The organism is Yersinia alsatica (genome assembly GCF_902170305.1).
In the GTDB taxonomy this organism is placed as follows: Bacteria; Pseudomonadota; Gammaproteobacteria; order Enterobacterales; family Enterobacteriaceae; genus Yersinia; species Yersinia alsatica.
Genome location: NZ_CABHWW010000033.1, coordinates 237,312 through 261,796, shown reverse-complemented (window position 1 = coordinate 261,796; position 24,485 = coordinate 237,312). Strand labels below are relative to the sequence as shown.

The window sequence follows — 24,485 nt, the reverse complement described above, 5'->3', positions numbered from 1 at the left end:
CATGCTGAACATATTTTTTGATCTCGAAGCGACAGGCACAAAACGGAGAGAAACTATGTTTGAACCTATGGAACTAACCAATGACGCGGTGATTAAAGTCATCGGCGTCGGTGGTGGCGGTGGTAATGCCGTCGAACACATGGTGCGCGAGCGCATCGAAGGTGTTGAATTCTTCGCCGTTAATACAGACGCTCAGGCGCTACGTAAGACGGCTGTTGGCCAAACTATCCAAATTGGTAGCGGTATTACCAAAGGTTTGGGTGCTGGCGCAAACCCAGAAGTGGGTCGTACTTCAGCTGAAGAAGACCGTGAAGCTCTGCGTGCAGCCCTTGAAGGCGCAGACATGGTGTTCATCGCCGCAGGTATGGGCGGTGGTACTGGTACTGGTGCCGCTCCTGTGGTTGCTGAAGTGGCAAAAGAACTGGGTATTCTGACAGTTGCTGTGGTTACCAAGCCTTTCAATTTCGAAGGCAAGAAACGCATGGCATTTGCTGAGCAGGGTATTGCTGAACTGTCCAAGCATGTGGACTCACTGATCACTATTCCGAACGATAAGTTGCTAAAAGTTCTGGGTCGTGGCATCTCCTTACTGGATGCATTCGGTGCAGCTAACGACGTATTGAAAGGCGCTGTTCAGGGTATCGCCGAACTGATTACCCGCCCAGGCCTGATGAACGTCGACTTCGCTGACGTGCGCACTGTGATGTCCGAAATGGGTTATGCCATGATGGGCTCTGGTGTTGCTTGCGGCGAAGATCGTGCTGAAGAAGCAGCAGAAATGGCTATCTCCAGTCCATTGCTGGAAGATATCGACCTGTCTGGTGCTCGTGGCGTTCTGGTTAACATCACGGCTGGTTTCGACTTGCGTTTGGACGAATTCGAAACTGTGGGTAATACTATCCGTGCATTTGCGTCTGACAATGCGACCGTAGTTATCGGTACATCATTAGACCCGGAAATGAACGATGAACTGCGCGTAACTGTTGTTGCGACCGGCATCGGCATGGACAAACGCCCTGAAATTACGCTGGTTACCAACAAGCAAACACAGCCTGTTATGGACCACCGTTACCAGCAGCATGGTATGTCTCCTTTACCTCAGGAAGTTAAACCTGCGGCTAAAGTGGTCAATGATCCAACTGCTCAAACCAATAAAGAGCCCGATTATTTGGATATTCCGGCATTTTTGCGTAAGCAAGCCGACTAATTTCCGAAAAAATTGGAATCTCCGCTCTTTGTGCTAAACTGTCCCGCCGATCTTGTTATAAGCTTGATCGGTAGGATGGATAACATTGCGAGATAAAACGATGATCAAACAAAGGACTTTAAAACGTATTGTTCAGGCGACTGGCGTCGGTTTGCACACCGGTAAAAAAGTCACACTGACAATGCGACCCGCGCCGGCTAATACCGGGGTCATCTATCGTCGCACTGACTTGAATCCACCGGTTGATTTTCCGGCAGATGCAAAATCCGTGCGTGATACCATGCTCTGTACTTGCCTGGTCAATGAGCATGACGTGCGTATTTCTACTGTTGAGCATCTCAACGCTGCTCTGGCAGGGTTAGGGATTGATAACATTATTATTGAAGTTAACGCTCCCGAAGTACCGATTATGGACGGTAGTGCCAGTCCATTTGTGTACTTGCTGCTGGATGCCGGTATCGAAGAGTTAAACTCTGCGAAGAAATTCCTGCGTCTGAAAGAGACTGTGCGGGTTGAAGACGGTGATAAATGGGCTGAATTGTCTCCATTCAATGGATTCCGTTTAGATTTTACCATTGATTTTAATCACCCGGCGATTGACTCAAGTACTCAGCGCTACCGTTTAGATTTCTCGGCCGATTCATTCGTCCGCCAAATCAGCCGTGCGCGTACTTTTGGTTTCATGCGTGATATCGAATATCTGCAGTCCCGTGGTTTGTGCCTGGGCGGTAGTTTCGATTGTGCCATCGTGGTAGATGATTACCGCGTGCTGAACGAAGATGGCCTGCGCTTCGAAGATGAATTTGTTCGTCACAAAATGCTGGACGCTATTGGCGACCTGTTTATGTGCGGCCACAATATTATTGGCGCATTTACTGCGTACAAATCTGGTCATGCACTAAACAACAAGCTATTGCAGGCTGTTTTAGCTAAGCAAGAAGCTTGGGAATATGTGACGTTCCAAGACGAAGCCGAAATGCCATTGGCATTCAAAGCTCCGTCTACAGTATTAGCTTACTAAGTTTATTTATCACTTTTGGTTGCGTTGGCACTCTCTCCGGCCAACGCAGCCAATCGTTCCAATATCGTCCTCAGTTTTTCAGGGCTACGGCTCGCTAATCCTCTTAATTCCTTAGCACTTTCTAAGCTTAAATGACGTAATGGCGGCGATTTCTCAGAATTTTGCGTAGATTTTGCGATATCTTGCGTAATGTTATGGCCCTTGGCCATTAACGACGGATTAATCCTGATGTCGATTGAAGACAATGATGGTAGAATTTGCGCTCGTAGTGCAGAGAGTAGCGCGGGTTGTTCATAACGTAAGCGCATTAACCAGCTGGCGTTCGCGGTCTCTAGCACTAAAACACTCTGTCGATAGTTAGCGACACGGCACCACGGCTGCAACTGTGAAGGGAGCAATCCTTTTACTGCACGGTTAAGTTTTAACAGTGCTGTAGCGCGTTGTTGTACGTTATGCAGCGGTCCGTTTTCTGCTGCAATGGCATCATCGAACAGAACATCTAATAATTGTGGGCGGCTTTCACGCATTGACAAGGCTCCGGCGGATTTTAAACTCGTGATCGGTATTCTAAATCGTTGGCGACAATTTGGCAGACGTTATTTCTGGCCGCATCTCCTATTGGGGATGGTAGCGGCGAGTCTTGGCGTGCCATCAAATCTGTCTGGCGTTCCTGATCAAGCTGCAATCCCCAATACATCATCAAGCCAAAGCCGTCAGAATTACGGCGCGACAAACTTTAATAGTTTGGCATTGCTGCATGATATGCATCGTCGCCCTTCATTCAGCGTAGACTACTGGCAACAGCATGCACTGCGCACGGTTATTCGTCACCTTTCATTTGCACTGGCTCCCCAAGCGGCTTATGCCAGAGTGCAGGAAGTTGCAGAAGTCGAACAGGTGCAGCCATCACAAATTCAGCAACTTGCATTGCTGGATACGCTGAATGCACTCCTGACTCATGAGTTCAAGCCACCCGCCATCATTCGCTATACCGAGCAGGTTGAACGGCCAGTCCTATCGTTACATAAACCTGGACTTTGGCTTGCACAAGTGCAAGGCATCCGAGCCGGGCCTGCCATTTTAAGCTAACTATTCTCTTGGTTTACCCCAATTTTATACAACCTTTGGCCGCCGGTTTGGTGGTCTTGTAAGAGATATTAAGAATCATGCTAATCAAATTATTAACCAAAGTTTTTGGCAGCCGTAACGATCGTACCCTGCGCCGTATGCAGAAAGTGGTTGATCTTATCAACCGCATGGAACCTGAAATTGAAAAACTGACCGATGCTGAATTACGTGCCAAAACTGATGAATTCCGCGAGCGCCTGGCAAAAGGTGCAGTGCTGGAAACTCTGATTCCTGAGGCTTTTGCTGTGGTGCGCGAAGCCAGTAAACGTGTGTTCGGTATGCGTCACTTCGACGTGCAGCTGCTGGGCGGTATGGTACTGAATGAGCGATGCATTGCAGAAATGCGTACTGGTGAAGGTAAAACACTGACCGCAACACTGCCAGCTTACCTGAATGCGTTGAGTGGCCGTGGTGTTCACGTAGTTACCGTCAACGACTACTTGGCTCAACGTGACGCCGAAAATAACCGTCCACTATTTGAGTTCTTGGGCCTGAGTGTTGGTATCAACTTGCCGAATATGACGGCGCCAGCTAAGCGCGCTGCTTATGCTGCAGATATCACCTACGGCACTAACAACGAATACGGTTTTGACTATCTGCGTGACAACATGGCGTTCAGTCCGGAAGAGCGCGTACAGCGTCCGCTGCACTATGCATTGGTGGATGAAGTTGACTCCATCTTGATCGACGAAGCTCGTACTCCGCTGATTATCTCTGGCCCAGCTGAAGATAGCTCCGAGATGTATATTCGGGTTAACAAGCTGATTCCAAAACTGATTCGTCAGGAAAAAGAAGACTCCGACAGCTTCCAGGGGGAAGGGCACTTCTCCGTGGATGAAAAATCACGTCAGGTTCACCTGACTGAACGCGGTCTGATTCTGATTGAACAAATGTTAGTGGAAGCGGGCATCATGGACGAAGGGGAGTCGCTGTATTCTCCAAGTAACATCATGTTAATGCACCATGTTACTGCGGCTCTGCGTGCTCACGTTCTGTTTACCCGTGATGTTGATTACATCGTGAAAGATGGTGAAGTTATCATCGTTGATGAGCACACTGGCCGTACCATGCAAGGTCGTCGTTGGTCCGATGGCTTGCATCAGGCAGTTGAAGCGAAAGAAGGCGTAGAAATTCAGAACGAAAACCAGACGCTGGCTTCTATCACTTTCCAGAACTACTTCCGTCTCTATGAAAAACTGGCCGGTATGACCGGTACTGCGGATACCGAAGCGTTCGAATTCAGCTCTATTTATAAGCTGGACACCATCGTTGTACCCACCAACCGCCCAATGATCCGTAAGGATTTAGCTGATTTAGTCTATATGACTGAACAGGAAAAAATTGGCGCAATCATCGAAGATATCCGTGAGCGTACAGCGAACGGCCAACCAGTATTGGTGGGTACTATCTCGATTGAGAAGTCTGAAGTGGTGTCTGCTGAGTTAACCAAAGCCGGTATCGAACATAAAGTTCTGAACGCCAAGTTCCACGCCATGGAAGCGGAAATCGTTTCTCAAGCCGGTCAGCCGGGAGCGGTAACTATCGCGACCAACATGGCGGGTCGTGGTACTGACATCGTGTTAGGCGGCAGTTGGCAGAGTGAGATTGCCCTGCTGGAAGACCCAACTGAAGACCAAATTGCGGCGATTAAAGCGGCATGGCAGATTCGTCATGATGCGGTACTGGCATCGGGTGGTTTGCATATCATTGGTACTGAGCGCCATGAATCGCGTCGTATCGATAACCAGTTACGTGGTCGTGCGGGTCGTCAGGGGGATGCCGGTTCTTCACGTTTCTACCTGTCAATGGAAGATGCTTTGATGCGTATTTTTGCCTCTGACCGTGTGTCTGGCATGATGCGTAAATTGGGTATGAAGCCGGGCGAAGCGATTGAGCACCCATGGGTCACCAAAGCTATTGCCAACGCGCAGCGTAAAGTTGAAAGCCGTAACTTCGATATCCGTAAGCAATTGCTTGAATATGATGATGTGGCAAACGACCAGCGCCGGGCGATATACAGCCAGCGTAATGAGCTGTTGGATGTGTCTGATGTTAGCGAAACCATCAACAGCATCCGTGAAGACGTTTTCAAAACGGTTATCGACAGCTATATCCCAACCCAGTCTCTGGAGGAAATGTGGGATGTTGAAGGTCTGGAACAGCGTCTGAAAAATGATTTCGACCTGGACATGCCGATCGCTCAATGGCTTGAAGATGAGCCACAGTTGCATGAAGAAACATTGCGTGAGCGAATCCTGCAACAGGCTATCGAAGTGTATCACCGCAAAGAAGAAGTGGTTGGCATTGACATGATGCGCAACTTCGAGAAAGGCGTGATGTTACAAACACTTGATTCCTTGTGGAAAGAGCATTTGGCTGCCATGGATTACCTGCGTCAGGGTATCCATCTGCGTGGCTACGCACAGAAAGATCCTAAGCAAGAATATAAGCGTGAATCTTTCGCCATGTTTGCTGCCATGCTGGAATCACTGAAATATGAAGTGATCAGTGTGCTGAGCAAAGTACAGGTGCGGATGCCAGAAGAAGTTGAAGCGCTGGAAGTACAGCGCCGTGAAGAATCTGAGCGTTTGGCTAAACAGCAACAACTGAGCCATCAGTCTGATAACAGTGCATTGATGTCGCAGGAAGAAGTCAGTGTTGCTGCCAGCCTTGAGCGCAAAGTGGGGCGTAATGATCCATGCCCATGTGGTTCAGGCAAAAAATACAAACAGTGCCACGGCCGTTTACAGTAATATTTTAGGCTAGGATCGATACTGTTAATGAGGGCGGCGTAAAAACCGCCCTTTATTTTGGCTCTTTTTTGCCGTTCGATTTTAGGAAAAACAATCAGGGTAAGGCTTAGGCTAGCGTTTATGTCCCTTTCAGGAGCGAGAGAATTGAAACACTTACATATTGCAGTGGGGATTATTCGTAACGCACAGCGGGAGATTTTTATTACTCAGCGCGCGGTTGATTCTCATATGGCCGGCTTTTGGGAATTCCCCGGCGGTAAGGTTGAGCAGGGAGAGACACCAGAGCTAGCTTTGCAGCGCGAGTTGTTGGAGGAAACGGGCATTGTGGTGCGAAACGCCGCTTTATTTAAAGTGCTTGAACATGCTTATGCTGACCGTATCGTGACACTACATTTTTATATAGTTGACGCTTGGGATGGCGAACCTTTTGGCCGTGAAGGGCAACCGATGCGCTGGGTGAAACAATCTGAGTTGTTGGCGCAAGAATTCCCGCCTGCTAATACCGCCATCATAGAATTACTCACTGCATAATGCAGGCCACTAATATGATTGGTATTTGATCTGAGGCGAATGGAGCGGATGACTTGCTCCATTCTTGCGAAACAGTAACCAGTGGTTAAAACGATCAGTGCTTGAGAGGGTCTTCTTCCGTCCATTCATCACTATCGGATTGTTCACCATGGCTAGGTATACGTTTCTCTTCATCTGCCCATTCACCTAAGTCAATAAGCTGGCAACGCTTGCAACAGAAAGGGCGATAAGGGCTTTGTTCACCCCAGATCACTACTTTTCCACATGTTGGGCAGTTAACCTCTATTTCTTCGGTTTCCATGTTTTTTCTCCTAAAATCTATCAACTTAGCAGCAGGCCAATTCAAACGATAAACGAGCTGGCACGGTGCCATTTTCACTATCAAGTGGTAAGAAGCGAATGGCATATCGTGTTTTATGACCAGAAATCTGCGGATACAGTTGCGGCTCCAGCGGCAGACGCAATCTGAGCAAATCGGCCCCTTCCGCATTGTCTTGGAAGAAGCCATTTAAGCTGATTTGTGCTCGTAACGGACCTGATTGGCGAATTAAATCTAAAATGATGGTCAGTGATTGATTGAGTGGCGTCAGGCTTGCCAGTAATTTAGCAATATGCTGATTGCGCTGGTCTTGCGGTTGGTGCAACCAGGTATGTAAAGTGGGCAAGTCAAAACTACAGCAGCCACCGGGGATACTTAGACGCTGACGAACAACACTGATTAAACGGTCTTCTTTTAATGACTGGCCGATACGCGGCGCAGACATTAATACTGAGGCTCGGTTTTTTAGCTGACTGCGCAGTGAATCCACCCGTGAAATATCGACACCGGGCATATCAGCCCACTGCTGCAACTTTTGCTGCTGACGTTCAAGTTCCTTAAGCAAATCAGTCCGAACTTCACCGCGCTCAAGAACATCGATTAAATCAGATGCAGTTCGGAAAAACGTCAATGCACTGGCAATATTATCTAACGAACGTTGGCTTTCTAATTGTTGTAGTAAAAACTCCATTCTCAGCCAGGTACGCATTTTTTCATTAAGCGGATGTTCAAAAAGTATTGTTGAGGTGAGGTCACTCATCGATATAGATCCTGTTGGGCCGCAGCTGCCAATTTTAAATACTGTTGGTGTAATGCCGCAACTTGCGGGGCGATAACTAAGGGATCGCCGCTATTGTCAATAATGTCATCAGCACAGGCCAGCCGCTGCTGCCGCGAAACCTGTGAGGCTAAAATATGTTCTGCCTGTTGGCGGGTAATACCATCTCTCGCTATGGTACGAGCGAGTTGTATATCAGGTGCAACATCTACCACTAACACACGATTAGCACGGTGGTGTAAACCATTTTCAACCAGCAGAGGAACAACCCAAAGTATGTATGGTTTATCAATAGCCGCGAGTTGGCGCTGAGTTTCCTGCTGAATCAATGGATGCAACAATGAATTTAACCATGCTTTTTCCTGTGGCTCACTGAAAATTTTTTCGCGCAATGCTGCTCGGTTCAATGTGCCATCCGCTTGCAGGATAGTTTCACCAAAGTGAGAGGTGATAGCCGCTAGTGCTGGCATCCCCGGTTCAACAACCTGACGAGCAATAATATCAGCATCAACAAGGGGCACTCCGAGGTTGGCGAATGCATCCGCTACTGTACTTTTACCGCTGCCAATGCCACCGGTGAGGGCCACAATATAGGTCATTGCCTAGCCTTGCATACTGTTAATGAGTGGCCGAATTGTATCTGAAAGCAGGTGCGAAGGCATAGCAAGGTATGCATTCTGTTTGAACTACGTGGAAAAATATATGAAGTGGACACGGTGATAAATGAGCTGTCGGTACTCTTCAGGTAATTTGTGGGATTGTAGCGTAAATAAAGGTGCATTCGCAGTCTTGCCGTAGAATTATTCATGCGTATGATAGCTTCACTGGGATGGCGTGATTTACGCCCGATCACATTTTGCGATCTATCGCCACTAACCAGGAAATAATCAGCCATGCGTATTGAAGAAGGTTTGAAATTAGGCTTTAAAGATGTGTTAATCCGTCCAAAGCGTTCAACACTGAAAAGTCGCTCTGAAGTGGAACTGGAACGTCAGTTTACCTTCAAACATTCAGGTTGGAATTGGTCTGGTGTACCTATCATCGCCGCTAATATGGATACTGTTGGCACCTTCCGCATGGCAGAAGTCCTGGCATCATTTGATGTTCTTACCGCAGTTCACAAACACTACAGTGTTGAGCAATGGGGCGAGTTTGTTAAACGAGTTCCTGAGTCTGTATTGCGCCATGTCATGGTCTCAACCGGGACTTCCTCTGCCGATTTCGACAAAATGAAGCAAATTTTGGCATTATCGCCGGCATTGAAATTTATCTGCATCGATGTCGCTAATGGCTACTCTGAGCATTTTGTCTCCTTCCTGCAAAAAGCACGCGAAGCTTGCCCAGATAAAGTCATTTGTGCCGGTAATGTGGTGACTGGCGAGATGGTAGAAGAACTTATTCTTTCGGGCGCTGACATTGTTAAAGTGGGTATTGGCCCGGGTTCGGTCTGTACCACTCGTGTTAAAACCGGTGTTGGTTATCCACAATTATCAGCAGTAATCGAATGTGCTGATGCCGCTCATGGCTTGGGTGGTCAGATTGTCAGTGATGGCGGCTGTTCAGTGCCGGGTGATGTGGCAAAAGCTTTTGGTGGCGGTGCTGACTTTGTCATGCTGGGCGGTATGCTAGCTGGGCACGACGAGTGTGAAGGGCGTGTGGTTGAAGAGAATGGCGAGAAGTTTATGCTGTTCTACGGTATGAGCTCTGAGTCTGCGATGAAACGTCATGTGGGTGGTGTTGCTGAATACCGCGCCGCAGAAGGCAAAACGGTTAAATTGCCATTACGTGGTCCTGTTGATAACACTGTTCGCGACATTATGGGCGGCTTGCGTTCAGCTTGTACCTATGTAGGGGCTTCGCATTTAAAAGAGCTGACTAAACGCACAACATTTATCCGTGTTGCAGAGCAAGAAAATCGGGTATTTGGCAGTAATTAATATCTGATTTCCGATGATGTTTAAGCATTGATATGAAAAGGGCGTATTCACTCAGCGCCCTTTTTCTATGGCTCTCCTTACGCAGTCTTAGCCGCAAGCTCCCTTATTTTGATACCTTTATTGGCCTACCCGATAACATCCCCTAATTGGAATATGGGTAAATACATCGCAATTACTAAAATCCCAACAATGCCGCCAATAATTAGCATTAAAAGTGGCTCCAACATTTGGGTCAGATTATCAGCCAAATCTTGGGTTTGCTGCTGATGCCAATTTGCCAGTTTTTCTAGTAGTACATCCAGTGCACCAGATTCCTCACCAACACGAACCATTTGTTGGCATAAGGGAGGAAATAGTCGTTGTTGGGCAAGGGCTATATGCAGAGGAACGCCTTGGTTAATTTGTGTTTGAATATGCCTCAGTGCTTGCTGATAGCTACTGTTATTGATGGATACGAGTGCCGCATCCAATCCCGCCGTCAGTGGTAATCCCGCATGTTGGGTCATCGCCAGTGTTTGGAACACTTGGCTAAGGCAGCTACCGCGAATGAGTGCTGAAACAACAGGAAGACGTAATAAAAGCCTTTGTTCCGCTTGTCGCCAGCGAGCTTGATGTTTTCGTATATACAGATATCCACTACAAAGTAACACCATTAACAATGCTATAAATGGCCCATAAGCAGTAATGAATGCCGACATCAATAGCAGTGCGGCGGTCAGTGCCGGTAATGGCGTATCGAATGATTGATATATTTGTGCAAACTCAGGTAGCACCAAGACCAGCATGAGGATGCTAACAGCCAGTGCAATAACACAGACAAATACCGGATACTTGAGTGCCTTAACCACTTTCTTTTGCAGTTTTTGCTGGCGCTCCTGATGATGTACTAACTGAATACAGCATTGTTCAAGATTCCCAGTGAGTTCCCCCATGGCAATGACTGGGGGATATAATTGAGGGAACGTATTAGGGTAGCGAGCTATCACTTCTGATAATGATTGCCCCTGTGACACCCGCTGGCTTATCTCCTGCAATAAGCATTGCCAAGGGAGGGCATCCATTTCTTTGGCTAATAGTTGCAAACTATTGACCAAAGGCAGCCCAGCTTGCAGCAAAGTGGCTAATTGACGAGTAACCGCGACTAGCCGATCTCCTCGCCAGTAGCCAATTGATAACCGTTTGCCACCCTTAACGCCTAAGGGTTGCAATCCATGACGAAGCATATGTTCATAGACAATATTTCTCTCTGTTGCCAATAGCGCACCTGTTTGTAGCTGGCCTTCAGTGTTAATGGCCCTCCAGTAAAATAATCGCTGATAACTCAATGCATTACCTCGTGTTCTGCTAACAACCCTACTACACGATTAATTTCAGCGAGACTCGTCATGCCGCTTTCGACCAATGCTAAGCCTGCGCAGAGTAATGTTATTTGTTCTTGATCTTGCGCCATTCGCGTGAGCTCTGACGGGCTGACATTATTGAGTAGAGCTTGTTGAATTGACGGGGTTATATTTAACATTTCGTAAATTCCTGTTCGGCCATAATAGCCAGCACAACAATGCTCGCAGCCGACAGCAAGATAATGCTGCAATGGCGTTGTTCGCACACCAGAAGGGGCCTGAAAAAGTGTGGGTGATACCTGTCGGCAGTGCAGGCACAATTTGCGCACCAAACGTTGGGCGATAACTAATATCAAGCTGGACGCAATTAAGTGGCGCTCTATTCCCATTTGTGTCAGACGTATTAGCGTCTCGGCAGTTGAATTGGTATGTAATGTAGAAAGAACCAAATGCCCGGTAAGTGCCGCTTTAACGGCTATTTCAGCTGTTTCATTATCCCGAATTTCACCGAGCATAATGACATCTGGATCCTGTCGCAGCATTGCACGTAATACACTCGAGAAATCGAGCCCAATCTTATTGTTGGTCTGAGTCTGATTGATACCATCAACCTGGATTTCGATAGGATCTTCAGCACTACAGATATTGATTTGTGGCTGATTAAGTTGGTCCAAACTGCAATACAGGGTCACTGTCTTACCACTGCCGGTCGGCCCGGTGACCAGAACTAAACCCTGCGGTGCGGATAATGCTCGTGATAACTGTTGATGGGCGATTGTAGTTAACCCCAGTTTTTCGAGCGTAGGTTTCTGCTGGGTGTTCAGAATTCTTAGTACGACTTTCTCGCCATACTGCACCGGAAGAGTTGCTATTCTCATGGAGTAGCGGATACCGTCTAACAACAGAGCGAGTTGACCATCCTGTGATAGCCGCTTTTCAGCGATATTCAGTTTAGCCATGACCTTCAGGCAGCTACTGATTCGACTGGCTAATTCGGCTATGGGCGGTGGAGCTTCATGCAGTACACCATCAATTCTTAATCGGATGCGATAGTGATGCTGATAAGGTTCAAAATGGATATCTGATGCCCGCTTTGCAATGGCTAGCCTCAGTGTTTGGGTTATAAATTGGATAACAGGAATATCACTTTCGTTATCCAACTGCATTTCATCAGAATTTTGTAGTGACAGGTTTGATGATGTAGCCCCAAGCGGTTCCCTGCCTTTTACAGCGCTATCCTGATGGGATTCTTTGGATTTAGTGTCTTCGAATAACTCCAGATTTAATGATTGTTCAATTTTGGCTTCTGGCCAATATTCCACTCTTATCTTGCGGCCACAAGTAAAGCGCAGTGCCGTTAATAGTTCATCATCGACGGGGCTTGATGAGGCGATAGACAAATTCTGACCATCAAGAGTTAGAGCTATTGTTCGATGACGGCGACAAAGTGTGTGTAATTCATCACTAATTATTTGGGGTGAGGATGCCATAAATTCACTCATTCTATTGAGGCCTTATCATTGAAACGGAACACGCTGTTACAGCTATCAGTAAGGCTGCTATCTTTAGCTATACATGTTCTTGTCCAGGTGACATTTCCACTCTGATTGAATGTCGGCGACATCGCCAACGTCAAATCGGTAAGAGTGTGCAGGCCCGTCAATGTAATCACCCCCTTATTAATGGCAGTGGTGCTAACGTAACGTGACTTTTCCCCTGCTGGAATCCCATGCTTACCTGCATTACAGCTATCAAGGCTGGCATGTTCCATAGCGCAAAGCTCTACCGCCATTTTGTAGGGAACAATGGTTTGTAACATATCGGTGAGTGCTGCTTTCTGGATATAACGCTGATAGGACGGGATGCCAATGCCGCTGAGAACAGCAATGATGGCAATTGCGACCATCAATTCAATTAATGTAAAACCTTGTTGATTAGCCATATAGCACTTTCCTTGTGTGTGTGAAAACGAGGTAAGAGTGCCGCTTTTTAATTTATGGCAATAGGGGCATTACATTGATTTGCGAAGCGTACTGTCGAATATTTAGGTCGTTGCAATAGCGGGACAGATAACTTCGGCGGGGTTCGCAAAACAGAATCAGAGTCTGTTAATGGTTGTATTCCGCCGAAGATATTTTGCTAGGATTATTGGAAACGCATGGAAAGGTCTAAGGCAGTAATATGTTTGGTGAGTGCGCCGACTGAAATGAAGTCAATACCGGTTTCAGCATAGCTTCGCAGCGTTTCTAGGGTGACATTACCTGAAACTTCCAGTTGTGCGCTGCTCTGAGTCTTGGCAACTTCATCACGCATTTTTACCGCATCACGCATCATAGGAATGGTGAAGTTATCCAACATGATGATATCAGCACCTGCCTCCAGGGCTTGCTGTAGTTCATCAAGGGATTCAACTTCAACTTCGACAGGGACATCGGCATGTATCCAAAATGCTTTGGCAACCGCTTCTTTGATAGACCCGGCAGCAATAATATGATTTTCTTTGATAAGAAAAGCGTCGGATAAACCGAGCCGATGATTGCTGCCACCACCACAAAGGACGGCATATTTCAGCGCAGTGCGCAGCCCTGGGAGTGTTTTTCGAGTATCGAGTAATTGTGTATTTAACCCGGAGAGCACTGCTACATAGCGGCTTACTTCGGTGGCAACACCTGATAGCGTTTGCAGGAAGTTAAGAGCAGTGCGCTCACCGGTTAGCAGGATACGGGCTGGGCCCGTCAGATGACAAAGCACCTGATTTGCTGTCAATTTGTCGCCATCGTCAACGAGCCACTCGACTGATACCTGAGCGCCAAGTTGGATGAACACTTCATTCAACCAGCGTTGGCCGCAAAAAACACCGTCTTCGCGGGTAATAATAGTGGCTTTGGCTTGTTTATCTGCTGGGAGTAATTGTGCGGTGAGATCACGGTCTGGATTGACCTCACCACCAAGATCTTCACTCAAAGCTTGAGCTACAGTAGAAGGGATATCATATTGAATTCGTTCCAATAGCTCGGCGCGGCGGCTGTCGGCATTATAGCTGCGGGTCGGCATAGAAAACTCCGAAATGGCGGATGGATAGTTATCCAAACATGCTACTCTGTTGCAGACAGAAGTGCCATATACCCTTTGTACTTGCCGTCGCTGGCGTTTACTTAGCTGGGTAAATTTATCGAGATGAGCGAGTTAGCGACTTATCTGCAAAACCAAGTCTTTTGGGGTTAAAAGAGCCGGTTGAAGTCTATTATTAGAGGGCTTAGATAAACAATGCAGTTAGATAATGGCTGGATTTCAGGGGTTAAACGGGTGGTTTCTCCCCATTTCGATCAGCGGCCCGAAGGTGAAGACCCTTATCTGTTGGTGATTCATAATATCAGTTTGCCTCCGGGTGAGTTCGGTGGCCCGTATATCGACCAACTATTTACCGGTACACTCGATGCTAATGCACACCCTTATTTTGCCGATATTGTTCACTTACGTGTTTCGGCTCATTGCCTCATTCGCCGAGACGGTGAAATTATTCAATATGTTCCTTTTGATAAGCGTGCCTGGCATGCTGGAGTATCAACTTTTGCCGGGCGTGAGCGGTGTAACGATTTCTCCATTGGAGTCGAGTTGGAAGGAACAGATGTGTTACCGTTTACGCCCGCACAATATCGCAGCCTAACCGAGATAAGTGCGCTACTTTTTGCCCACTATCCAATAACCGCAGAGCGGGTGACGGGTCACAGTGATATTGCACCAGGTCGTAAAACTGATCCCGGTCCAGCTTTTGACTGGGTATTGTATCAACAGCGTTTGGCGGCGTTATCTCAGCCATCGTAATGCCTAGGTAGTCCAGTATTAACCAGAGGTTTATTGTCGAGTGCTTATTCGCATTTAGCCTCGACTGATATTGTCGTTTATGCATGCCGGGAGGCATACGCCCTGTTTTAGGGTTGGTTAAGAAAGGGAGAATAAGAGCTAATGACACTGTTTACGCTGTTGCTGGTGCTTGCATGGGAGCGCTTATTTAAACTGGGCGAACATTGGCAGCTAGATCATCGCCTTGAAGTCGTATTTACGCGTTTACGTCACTTTTCGTTGGTACAAACAATTTTACTGACTGCGGTGTGGATGGCGTTGGTATGGCTAATTTTACGGTTAGTGCAAAACATCTTGTTTGGTTTCCCTCTGCTGCTGCTTTGGATCCTAATTTGCCTGCTGTGCATTGGGGCCGGTGGAATTCGTAAACATTATCGTGCTTATTTGAAAGCAGCTCGTCAGGGTGATGCTCATGCCACTGACAAAATGGCAGAGGAGCTTGCGCTGATCCACGGCTTGCCGGTGGATAGTGGCGAGAAAGTCAGATTACAGTCTCTACAAAATGCCTTGCTATGGATAAACTTCCGCTATTACTTAGCGCCTATTTTCTGGTTTGTTGTCTGTGCTAATTACGGCCCGGTGGCTTTAGCGGGCTACGCAATGTTACGTGGATACCAAACTTGGCTGGCACGCCATCACACACCTTTACAGCGTTCTCAATCTGGTATTGATAGCATCTTGCATTGTCTGGACTGGATCCCAGTGCGGTTAGTGGGCGTCGCCTATGCACTATTGGGGCACGGTGAAAGAGCGCTACCTGCCTGGTTTGCTTCATTGGGGGATTTCCGCTCTCAGCAGTATCAAGTACTGACGCGCCTCGCCCAGTATTCGTTAGCGCGAGAACCTCATTTAGATCCCGTGCAAACACCTAGAGCGGCGGTTTCTCTGGCGCGAAAAGTCACGTTGACGGTGATTGTCGTTGTCGCGTTACTGACAATTTATGGTGCCTTGGTATAGCCGGTTGACTCACTGTACTGGCCGGAGTGTTTGCTTCCGGCCAGTGCTCTATCAATCACGCGGTCAAGTGATGACAGCCAGCAACTCTACATCTTAAAATATGGCAGTTGTATCTGCTGGTGGCTCACCGAATATCGGCATACCTTGTTCATCCCAACTTATACTCTTGATTCGGGTATGACGATTAGGGTCATAAAGCGGGTCGCCCTCAATTTCAGTGTAGTTGCGGGCGTGATAGACCAACACATCTTCACCGTGCTCATTGCGGGTAAAGCTATTGTGGCCAGGGCCAAATTGGCGATTCTGGTATTGAGTCCGAAATACAGGTTCTGGTAATTTATGCCATTGTGCCGCATCCAAGATATCACTGTTGATATCAGCCCAGAGCAGCCCAATACAGTAATTTTCATCGGTAGCACTGGCTGAATAACTGATAAAAATACGTTTTCCGTGTTTAATAACCGCCGGACCTTCATTGACCCAAAAACCGATGGTTTCCCAAGGTAATTCAGGTTTACTCAGCATGACTGGCTCGCCTTTTAGTGTCCATAGGTTCTCCATTTCGGCCAGATACAAGTTTGAATTCCCTCGAATCTCCGGATCTTTTTGAGCCCATAAATAGTAGTGTTTTCCGTTATGCTCAAAGTGTGTTGCATCCAGCGAAAAACTGTCTAATGGCGTCGCGATACGCCCTTTTTCAACCCACTTACCCGTGAGCGGATTGGCGGCATCACACTCTAGTACAAACATTCGATGCTGGAATAACCCCCCGGCGATTTCCGCTGAATGTGCTGCGGCAAAATAGAGATACCATTTGCCCTCAATAAAATGCAGTTCAGGTGCCCAGATTAATGCACTCATTGGGCCTTGCTGTGGCTTGCGCCAGACGGTTATCGCTTCAGCCTGAGCAAGCCCTGTTAGTGATTCTGCACGGCGTAATTCCAGGCGGTCATATTCAGGTACAGAAGCGGTGAAATAATAATAGCCATCAGTGTGCCGATAGATAAATGGATCTGCCCGCTGCTCAATCAATGGGTTAGGGTAGTTATGCTCGGTCATACTGACTCCTTAGCTTCCAGTTGCTTACCAGTGCGATAGTCACTGAGTTCTTGATAGTTATGGCGGCGTTTTTCCAGATCGATTTGAATTTGTTTCATCAAATTGCGGTCAACTTTCAATAACCGAACCACACCTGCGGTAATCAAATAGCCAATCCCAGGGATCACGGTGAACAGCAATACAATGCTGTTTAATGCGCTTGGTGCCTGGTTAATAGCATCCGCTTGATAACCCGTTGCTGATAACAGAAAACCGACCATAGCTCCCGCGACTGCCAACCCTACTTTTAGGAAGAATAAATTACCGGAGAAACTGATACCGGTGATGCGCTTACCGGTTTTCCATTCACCGTAGTCATCAACATCAGCCATGAGTGACCAGTGCAATGGGGAAGGGATTTGATGCAGTATATTCAGCAGGAAGTAGGCCACCACAATCAGTGAAGTCAGGTGCGGGTTCAGGAAATAGAAACTGCATGAGAAAATGGCCAGTATGATATTGGTCCAGAAAAAGACTTTTAATTTACAGAACTTATCTGTCAGAGGTTTTGCCAGTGCGCTGCCAATCATCATGCCAATAACGCCAAGGCTGATAAACAAACTGGCAAAGGAAAATGATTGTTGCATGACATAGGTGACGTAATACATCGTGGCTGCCATGCGGATAAAACCGGGGCATACGTTGCAGAATGTCAGCAATAAGATACGAACCCATTGGTCATTTTTCCACACATCACGCAGGTCAGCTTTTAGCGCATCATTGGTTGGAATTGCGGGTTTAATTCGCTCTTTCACAGTGGCAAAGCAGAACAGGAACATGAAAAAGGCCACTGTTGCCAATACAGCCATTGCCATTTGATATCCGCGTGCTTTATCCGCACCACCAAACCATTCAGCCATCGGTAATAGTGTCATTGATAATATCAAGGTAGCGATCCCAACCATAATAAAGCGATATGACTGGCAAGATACGCGCTCTTTAGGATCTGATGTAATCACGCCGCCTAATGAACAGTAAGGAATATTAATCGCGGTATACGCGAGTGACATCAAGAAGTAAGTGGCGAAAGCATAGATAACCTTGCTGTTATAGGTCCATTCAGGCGTGGTAAACATTAGGACGCTGAATAGGACATAGGGAAGGGACATCCAAAGTAAATAGGGACGAAAGCGCCCATAGCGGCTTTGTGTGCGGTCGGCGATAGCGCCCATAATGGGATCAGTCACGGCATCCAGAACCCGGACTGAAAGCAGCAGAACACCCACTAATGCAGGTGCAAGACCGAAAATATCGGTATAGAAATAGTTCAGGAAAAGCATGATTGCGCCGCCAATCATATTGCAGCCAGCATCCCCCATCCCATACCCGATTTTTTCCTTCACTGTGAGTGCGGTGTTCATGGATATTCTCTCCGTAATGGATCCGAAACAGTTATTGGGAATGGATTATTGCTGCACAATTGGCTGAAGCATCAGAAGTTAATGGTTATAGAGATGGACAAATGTGTCATCGCCATTGAAGTGTGAGCCAGATTGCAAAAAACAGGTGCAGTAAATTGAACAGATAAGTGATATCGAACTGGCATCTGCTTGAAGACGGCAATTGGTGTTTGTGATGCTGAAGGATCAGTAAGTTATAAGGGGATAATGTCAGTCGCAGATAAATAGGTTTATTTTTGCTAAACAATAAAATAAATAGGCCAGCACTGAAGGCTGGCCTATTGGTGACGACATCACCAGATTATCCATGGATAACAGGCGAATTTCTGCTACTAAGATTTTGCCCGTTGCTGGCGATTTTTCAGGATATAACCAATAGCCAGAAGCAATACCCAAGCCGGGATCAATAAGACTGAAATCTGGATGCCCGGGGTCAGGTACATGATGACCAAAATACCGGTCAGGAACAGTAAGCATAAATAGTTACTGAACGGATACCAGAATGCTTTGAATTGCGGGATCACGCCCTGACGGTTTTTAGCTGCACGGAATTTAAGGTGCGCCAGACTAATCATCGCCCAGTTTATCACTAGCGCTGAAACCACTAATGCCATCAATAATTCAAAAGCGCGGCCCGGTAACAGGTAGTTAATCAGGACACAGAAAGCCGTTGCGAATGCAGAGACAGCGATAGCAATCACTGGCACACCGCGACCATCAACTTTCAGCAGTATTTTCGGGCCGTTACCTTGCTTGGCTAAACCGAATAACATGCGGCTGTTACAGTAAACACAGCTGTTGTAAACCGACAATGCTGCCGTCAATACCACGACGTTCAATACCGTTGCGACCACGTTACTGTTCAGTGCGTGGAAGATCAGGACAAACGGGCTGCCGCCTTCAACTACCTTTCCCCATGGGTAGAGTGACAACAAGATAGCCAGAGAACCGATATAGAACAGCAGGATACGGTAGATAACCTGATTGGTAGCTTTGGGAATACTTTTGGCTGGATTTTCTGCCTCTGCTGCGGTGATACCGACTAATTCAAGCCCACCGAAGGAGAACATAATGACGGCCATGGCCATGACCAGACCCATAATGCCATTTGGGAAAAATCCGCCCTGCGCCCATAAGTTGGTCACCGTCGCTTCTGGGCCACCTTGCCCACTCAGAAGCAGGTAACCGCCGAACAGGATCATCGCAATGATGGCGACCACTTTGATGATGGCAAACCAGAATTCCATCTCACCATAGACTTTTACGTTTGCCAGATTGATGGCATTGATGGCAAGGAAGAAGACCGCAGCAGATACCCATGTTGGGATCTCAGGCCACCAATATTGCACATAGATACCGACTGCCGTCAGTTCAGCCATGGCAACCAACACGTAGAGTACCCAGTAATTCCAGCCGGAAGCGAAACCGGCAAAGTTACCCCAGTATTTATAAGCAAAGTGGCTGAAAGAACCCGCTACAGGCTCCTCGACCACCATTTCTCCCAACTGGCGCATGATCAGAAACGCGATAAAACCACCAATTGCATACCCCAGTAAGACTGAAGGGCCCGCCATTTTGATGGTTTGTGCGATACCAAGAAATAGTCCGGTACCAATAGCACCACCTAAGGCAATAAGCTGAATGTGGCGGTTTTTAAGCCCCCGCTTTAGCTCCGCGCCTTCCTGTTGAACACTCATCGTTGCATCCTCTGTCGTTGTCACTTTTAGCTGGCTAAAATGATGCCTTTTGCTATGCGTAAGGTTTTGATTACATTATTTGTATTGTTTTGTTTACGGTTGCTTTATATGGAATTTAACACCTTGGCTACCGTTTAAAAGAGAATAGTGGTAGGCGAGAATTATTGCATCTGGTTTTTATTTTAACTGGCGAAATTTTAGTCAAAGTGCGAAGAAAAATGTTGATGCGTGATCAAGCCGTTATTTTCCAGAAAAGGATTAATGAACCTTTTCTGCACAAAAAGTCGCCAGTTAGCCATTTTCATAATGGTCATACCAGTGCTTCGCGAGGAGTAGAGGGAAATGCGGAATTTTCTTGTTTTTTAATGAATTTAAATTCACATAAATTGACTTTAAATTCGCAAATAAAATGACTATAACGCTTCAGCTTGCCTAATTATCCGTTTCACAAAAGTTAAAACTCACTTATGTCAGGTAATGGTATTACCATCGCTACGTTATCACTTTGCACTGCTTTTTTAGTAAAGTTGTTAAAATGTGCTGGGTTTCATGATTTCGGTCAAGGTCCGTATGGACAGGTAGTGAATACTTTGTTACTTTATCGTCACGTTTTTGAAATTGGTATTACCAATTGACTCCGCGCCTCTCGCAGAGACGATTCACTCAATACGGCATACAGCGCGACTGACAATAAATTATGGCCTACAACAAAATCCGCCAACCCAAATTATCAGATGTTATTGAGCAGCAGCTCGAATATCTGATCTTGGAAGGGACGCTACGCCCAGGTGAGAAATTATTGCCTGAGCGCGAGTTGGCGAAACAATTTGATGTTTCCCGACCTTCTCTGCGAGAAGCAATCCAGCGTTTAGAAGCTAAAGGGTTGCTGCTGCGCCGTCAGGGTGGTGGCACTTTCGTGCAAACCAATCTGTGGCAAAGCTTTAGCGATCCGCTGGCTGAACTGCTGGCCGACCACCCAGAATCACAATTCGACCTGTTAGAAACTCGTCATGCCCTCGAAGGTGTTGCTGCTTATTATGCAGCCCTGCGTGGTACTGATGAAGATCTACAGCGCATTCGTGAATGCCATACTGTTATTCAGCAAGCACAAGACAGCGGCGATTTGGATGCCGAGGCTGATGCTGTCATGCAGTATCAAGTTGCTGTCACAGAGGCTGCGCATAATGTGGTTTTACTGCATTTACTGCGCTGCATGGGGCCGATGCTGGAGCAAAACGTTAAACAAAACTTTGAATTGCTTTACTCGCGCCGCGAAATGCTGGCAACGGTGAGCAGTCACCGCGCCGGGATTTTTGAGGCGATTGTGGCACGCGAGCCAGAAAAAGCCCGCGAAGCTTCACACCGTCACTTGGCGTTTATTGAGGAGATCCTGTTGGACCTCAGTCGGGAGCACAGTCGCCGTGAGCGATCTTTGCGTCGGCTCCAACAGCGCAAGGACTAGAAACGAATCATTCAGGTTGCGCCTCTGCAAGACCTCAATAACTCGTTTTGTACCCTTTGTACTTGAAGCTGCAGGGTTGTTAGCTGCGTGAACCCCCCCCGAATGACTTGCTTGAGTAAGCTTATCGGGATTCGTTCTCTTGCTGTCTATCTGCAACTCCAATTCCTGTGGGTATAGGTTCTCATTTGAGAATCATTAGCGGCAACTAAACTGATGGGCCTATCTTCCGGTGTTTTCACCAGGGCACGTGCTTTAGCCCCGGGTTAAAGCACAGGAAGATAGGCTCCAAATAAACCATTAGAAACAGATAAGGAATACCACCATGTCAGAACGTTTAAATAATGACGTGGATCCGATCGAAACCCGCGACTGGCTACAGGCGATCGAATCGGTCATCCGTGAAGAGGGTGTTGAGCGTGCTCAGTATCTGATTGATCAGGTTTTGGGCGAAGCCCGTAAAGGTGGTGTGAGTGTTGCAGCTGGTTCAGCCAGCCGTGATTACATCAACACTATCGCAGTAGAAGACGAACCCGCATACCCTGGCAACCTGGATCTGGAACGTCGCATTCGTTCTGCCATCCGTTGGAATGCTGTGATGACCGTGTTGCGTGCATCGAAGAAAGATCTGGATTTGGGCGGCCACATGGCATCCTTCCAGTCTTCCGCTACCTTCTACGAGGTCTGCTTCAACCACTTCTTCCGTGCTCGTAACCAAAAAGACGGCGGCGATCTGGTTTACTTCCAGGGCCACATCTCTCCAGGTGTTTACGCACGTGCCTTCCTTGAAGGCCGCCTGACTCAAGAGCAAATGGATAACTTCCGTCAGGAAGTTCACGGTAAGGGTCTGTCTTCTTACCCGCATCCAAAACTGATGCCTGAGTTCTGGCAGTTCCCGACAGTCTCTATGGGCCTGGGCCCAATCAGTGCAATCTATCAGGCCAAGTTCCTGAAATACCTTTCTCACCGTGGTCTGAAAGACACTTCAGCACAGACTGTATACGCCTTCTTGGGCGACGGCGAGATGGACGAGCCAGAATCTAAAGGTGCGATCACCATCGCGACCCGTGAAAAACTGGATAACTTGGTCTTCGTTATCAACTGTAACTTGCAGCGCCTTGATGGCCCGGTTACAGGTAACGGCAAAATCATTAATGAGCTGGAAGGTATCTTCAGTGGTGCTGGCTGGCAGGTTCTGAAAGTCATCTGGGGTAGTCGTTGGGATGAGCTGCTGCGTAAAGATACCAGCGGTAAACTGATCCAATTGATGAACGAAACTCTGGATGGCGACTACCAGACCTTCAAATCCAAAGATGGCGCTTATGTGCGCGAACACTTCTTCGGCCGTTTCCCAGAAACTGCTGCATTAGTGAAAGACATGAGCGACGACGAGATTTGGTCTCTGAACCGCGGTGGTCATGATCCGAAGAAAGTCTTTGCTGCACTGAAAAAAGCGCAAGAAACCACTGGTAAACCAACTGTAATCCTGGCCCACACCATTAAAGGTTACGGCATGGGCGAAACAGCTGAAGGTAAAAACATCGCCCACCAGGTGAAGAAAATGAACATGGAAGGAGTTCACCACTTCCGCGATCGTTTCAATGTGCCGGTTGCTGATGCTGATATCGAAAAACTGCCATACATTACCTTCGAGAAAGATTCCGAAGAGTACAAATATCTGCATGAACGTCGTCAGGCGCTGGAAGGCTATGTGCCAACTCGTATGCCTAAGTTCACTGAGAAACTGGAAATTCCAGCATTGTCAGATTTCAGCTCATTGCTGGAAGAGCAGAATAAAGAGATTTCTACCACTATCGCTTTCGTCCGTGTGCTGAACGTGATGCTGAAGAACAAATCGATTAAAGATCGCATTGTTCCTATCATCGCCGATGAAGCCCGTACTTTCGGTATGGAAGGTCTGTTCCGTCAGATTGGTATTTACAGCCCGAATGGTCAGCAGTACACCCCGCAAGACCGTGAGCAGGTTGCATACTACAAAGAAGACGAAAAAGGTCAGATCCTGCAAGAAGGGATCAACGAACTGGGTGCGGCTTCTTCATGGCTGGCTGCTGCGACTTCATACAGCACCAACGATCTGCCAATGATCCCGTTCTACATCTACTACTCCATGTTCGGTTTCCAGCGTATCGGTGACCTGTGCTGGGCTGCGGGTGACCAACAGGCTCGTGGCTTCCTGATCGGCGGTACTTCAGGTCGTACAACACTGAATGGCGAAGGTCTGCAACATGAAGATGGTCACAGCCACATTCAGTCACTGACTATCCCGAACTGTATCTCTTACGATCCGGCCTATGCTTACGAAGTTGCTGTCATCATGCATGATGGTCTGGAACGTATGTACGGCGAAGCGCAGGAAAACGTGTATTACTACCTGACCACGCTGAACGAAAACTATCACATGCCAGCAATGCCGCAGGGCGCAGAAGAAGGTATCCGTAAAGGTATCTACAAACTGGAAACTGTTGCAGGTAGCAAAGGCAAAGTACAGCTGATGGGTTCAGGGGCAATCTTGCGCCACGTTCGTGAAGCAGCTCAGATTCTGGCTAACGACTACGGCGTAGGTTCTGATGTGTATAGCGTAACTTCATTCACTGAACTGGCCCGTGATGGTCAAGACTGTGAACGTTGGAACATGCTGCACCCAACAGAAACTCCACGTGTTCCTTATGTGGCTCAGGTGATGAACGACGCGCCAGCGGTTGCTTCAACTGACTACATGAAGTTGTTCGCTGAACAGATTCGTAACTTTATTCCTGCCAGCGAGTTCCGCGTTCTGGGTACAGATGGTTTCGGCCGCTCTGACAGCCGTGAGAACCTGCGTCACCACTTCGAAGTTGATTCTTCTTACGTTGTGGTTGCAGCTTTGGGTGAATTGGCTAAACGCGGTGACATCGACACCAGCGTAGTTGCAGAAGCAATTACTAAGTTTGGTATCGACGCCGATAAAGTTAACCCGCGTCTGGCATAAGAGGTAA

21 protein-coding genes are annotated in these 24,485 nt (G+C 47.4%); 10 read left to right on the top strand and 11 right to left on the bottom strand.

Translation table 11 applies throughout. From position 1 onward, the window contains the following. Positions 1-55: 55 nt before the first annotated feature. Positions 56-1,207, top strand: coding sequence for a cell division protein FtsZ (ftsZ, locus tag FTA96_RS20305; protein WP_004706197.1), 1,152 nt, complete (start codon positions 56-58; stop codon positions 1,205-1,207). Positions 1,208-1,307: 100 nt separating this feature from the next. After that, positions 1,308-2,228, top strand: a complete 921-nt coding sequence (gene lpxC / locus FTA96_RS20300) for a UDP-3-O-acyl-N-acetylglucosamine deacetylase (protein WP_050100472.1) — start codon at positions 1,308-1,310, stop codon at positions 2,226-2,228. A gap of 2 nt (positions 2,229-2,230) precedes the next feature. Here lpxC and FTA96_RS20295 read toward each other — a convergent pair whose 3' ends face one another. Next, positions 2,231-2,755, bottom strand: coding sequence for a DUF721 domain-containing protein (locus tag FTA96_RS20295; protein ID WP_050121563.1), 525 nt, complete (start codon positions 2,753-2,755; stop codon positions 2,231-2,233). A 28-nt stretch (positions 2,756-2,783) separates the two neighbouring features. Between FTA96_RS20295 and secM the strand changes: the two genes are divergently transcribed. The 3 genes from secM (at position 2,784) to mutT (ending at position 6,640) form a co-directional block, all read left to right on the top strand. Continuing rightward, complete coding sequence (secM, locus tag FTA96_RS20290) at positions 2,784-3,317, top strand: secA translation cis-regulator SecM (RefSeq protein ID WP_050106548.1); 534 nt, start codon at positions 2,784-2,786, stop codon at positions 3,315-3,317. Positions 3,318-3,394: 77 nt separating this feature from the next. After that, positions 3,395-6,109: a preprotein translocase subunit SecA gene (secA, locus tag FTA96_RS20285; protein ID WP_050106547.1), complete on the top strand. Its 2,715-nt coding sequence runs from the start codon at positions 3,395-3,397 to the stop codon at positions 6,107-6,109. A gap of 144 nt (positions 6,110-6,253) precedes the next feature. Then, positions 6,254-6,640, top strand: coding sequence for an 8-oxo-dGTP diphosphatase MutT (gene mutT / locus FTA96_RS20280; protein WP_050106546.1), 387 nt, complete (start codon positions 6,254-6,256; stop codon positions 6,638-6,640). A gap of 94 nt (positions 6,641-6,734) precedes the next feature. On the opposite strand, the gene yacG is transcribed toward mutT, so the two are convergent. From yacG to coaE, 3 genes are read right to left on the bottom strand one after another with little or no spacing between them, the layout of a single operon-like run. Then, entirely contained in the window at positions 6,735-6,941 is a 207-nt protein-coding gene (gene yacG / locus FTA96_RS20275) for a DNA gyrase inhibitor YacG (RefSeq protein ID WP_050106545.1), read from the bottom strand. A 25-nt stretch (positions 6,942-6,966) separates the two neighbouring features. Next, positions 6,967-7,719: a cell division protein ZapD gene (gene zapD, locus FTA96_RS20270; protein ID WP_050106544.1), complete on the bottom strand. Its 753-nt coding sequence runs from the start codon at positions 7,717-7,719 to the stop codon at positions 6,967-6,969. Further along, entirely contained in the window at positions 7,716-8,336 is a 621-nt protein-coding gene (gene coaE / locus FTA96_RS20265) for a dephospho-CoA kinase (RefSeq protein WP_145574751.1), read from the bottom strand. Before coaE ends, zapD begins: the two co-directional genes overlap by 4 nt. A 294-nt stretch (positions 8,337-8,630) precedes the next feature. Between coaE and FTA96_RS20255 the strand changes: the two genes are divergently transcribed. Then, on the top strand, positions 8,631-9,674 hold the full coding sequence (locus tag FTA96_RS20255) for a GMP reductase (RefSeq protein WP_050106542.1): 1,044 nt from the start codon (positions 8,631-8,633) through the stop codon (positions 9,672-9,674). Between the two features lie 125 nt (positions 9,675-9,799). Here FTA96_RS20255 and hofC read toward each other — a convergent pair whose 3' ends face one another. The 4 genes from hofC to nadC all read right to left on the bottom strand — a co-directional run bounded on the left by hofC (position 9,800) and on the right by nadC (position 14,068). Next, positions 9,800-10,999: a protein transport protein HofC gene (hofC, locus tag FTA96_RS20250; RefSeq protein ID WP_050145594.1), complete on the bottom strand. Its 1,200-nt coding sequence runs from the start codon at positions 10,997-10,999 to the stop codon at positions 9,800-9,802. After that, the gene (gspE, locus tag FTA96_RS20245) at positions 10,996-12,504 is read right to left on the bottom strand and encodes a type II secretion system protein GspE (RefSeq protein WP_145574749.1); all 1,509 of its coding nucleotides are present in this window, start codon (positions 12,502-12,504) and stop codon (positions 10,996-10,998) included. Before gspE ends, hofC begins: the two co-directional genes overlap by 4 nt. Before the next feature lie 8 nt (positions 12,505-12,512). Beyond that, a complete protein-coding gene (ppdD, locus tag FTA96_RS20240; protein ID WP_145529947.1) occupies positions 12,513-12,956 on the bottom strand; it encodes a prepilin peptidase-dependent pilin in 444 nt (147 codons plus the stop codon). 203 nt (positions 12,957-13,159) lie between these two features. After that, positions 13,160-14,068, bottom strand: a complete 909-nt coding sequence (nadC, locus tag FTA96_RS20235; RefSeq protein ID WP_050133228.1) for a carboxylating nicotinate-nucleotide diphosphorylase — start codon at positions 14,066-14,068, stop codon at positions 13,160-13,162. Between the two features lie 213 nt (positions 14,069-14,281). Here nadC and ampD point away from each other — a divergent pair, with 213 nt between their 5' ends. Further along, positions 14,282-14,839, top strand: a complete 558-nt coding sequence (gene ampD, locus FTA96_RS20230; RefSeq protein ID WP_050106537.1) for a 1,6-anhydro-N-acetylmuramyl-L-alanine amidase AmpD — start codon at positions 14,282-14,284, stop codon at positions 14,837-14,839. 141 nt (positions 14,840-14,980) lie between these two features. After that, on the top strand, positions 14,981-15,835 hold the full coding sequence (gene ampE / locus FTA96_RS20225) for a beta-lactamase regulator AmpE (protein ID WP_050106536.1): 855 nt from the start codon (positions 14,981-14,983) through the stop codon (positions 15,833-15,835). A 93-nt stretch (positions 15,836-15,928) separates the two neighbouring features. Here the strand turns inward: ampE and FTA96_RS20220 are convergent, their stop codons facing one another. The 3 genes from FTA96_RS20220 to FTA96_RS20210 form a co-directional block, all read right to left on the bottom strand. After that, entirely contained in the window at positions 15,929-16,894 is a 966-nt protein-coding gene (locus FTA96_RS20220) for a glycoside hydrolase family 43 protein (protein ID WP_050145598.1), read from the bottom strand. Continuing rightward, positions 16,891-18,294, bottom strand: a complete 1,404-nt coding sequence (locus FTA96_RS20215) for a glycoside-pentoside-hexuronide (GPH):cation symporter (protein ID WP_050106534.1) — start codon at positions 18,292-18,294, stop codon at positions 16,891-16,893. Before FTA96_RS20215 ends, FTA96_RS20220 begins: the two co-directional genes overlap by 4 nt. A gap of 371 nt (positions 18,295-18,665) precedes the next feature. Then, entirely contained in the window at positions 18,666-20,030 is a 1,365-nt protein-coding gene (locus FTA96_RS20210; protein WP_050121557.1) for an amino acid permease, read from the bottom strand. 697 nt (positions 20,031-20,727) lie between these two features. On the opposite strand from FTA96_RS20210, the gene pdhR reads away from it, so the two are divergent. After that, positions 20,728-21,492: a pyruvate dehydrogenase complex transcriptional repressor PdhR gene (pdhR, locus tag FTA96_RS20205; RefSeq protein WP_004389026.1), complete on the top strand. Its 765-nt coding sequence runs from the start codon at positions 20,728-20,730 to the stop codon at positions 21,490-21,492. Positions 21,493-21,814: 322 nt separating this feature from the next. Beyond that, positions 21,815-24,478, top strand: a complete 2,664-nt coding sequence (aceE, locus tag FTA96_RS20200) for a pyruvate dehydrogenase (acetyl-transferring), homodimeric type (RefSeq protein ID WP_050106532.1) — start codon at positions 21,815-21,817, stop codon at positions 24,476-24,478. Positions 24,479-24,485: the final 7 nt, after the last annotated feature.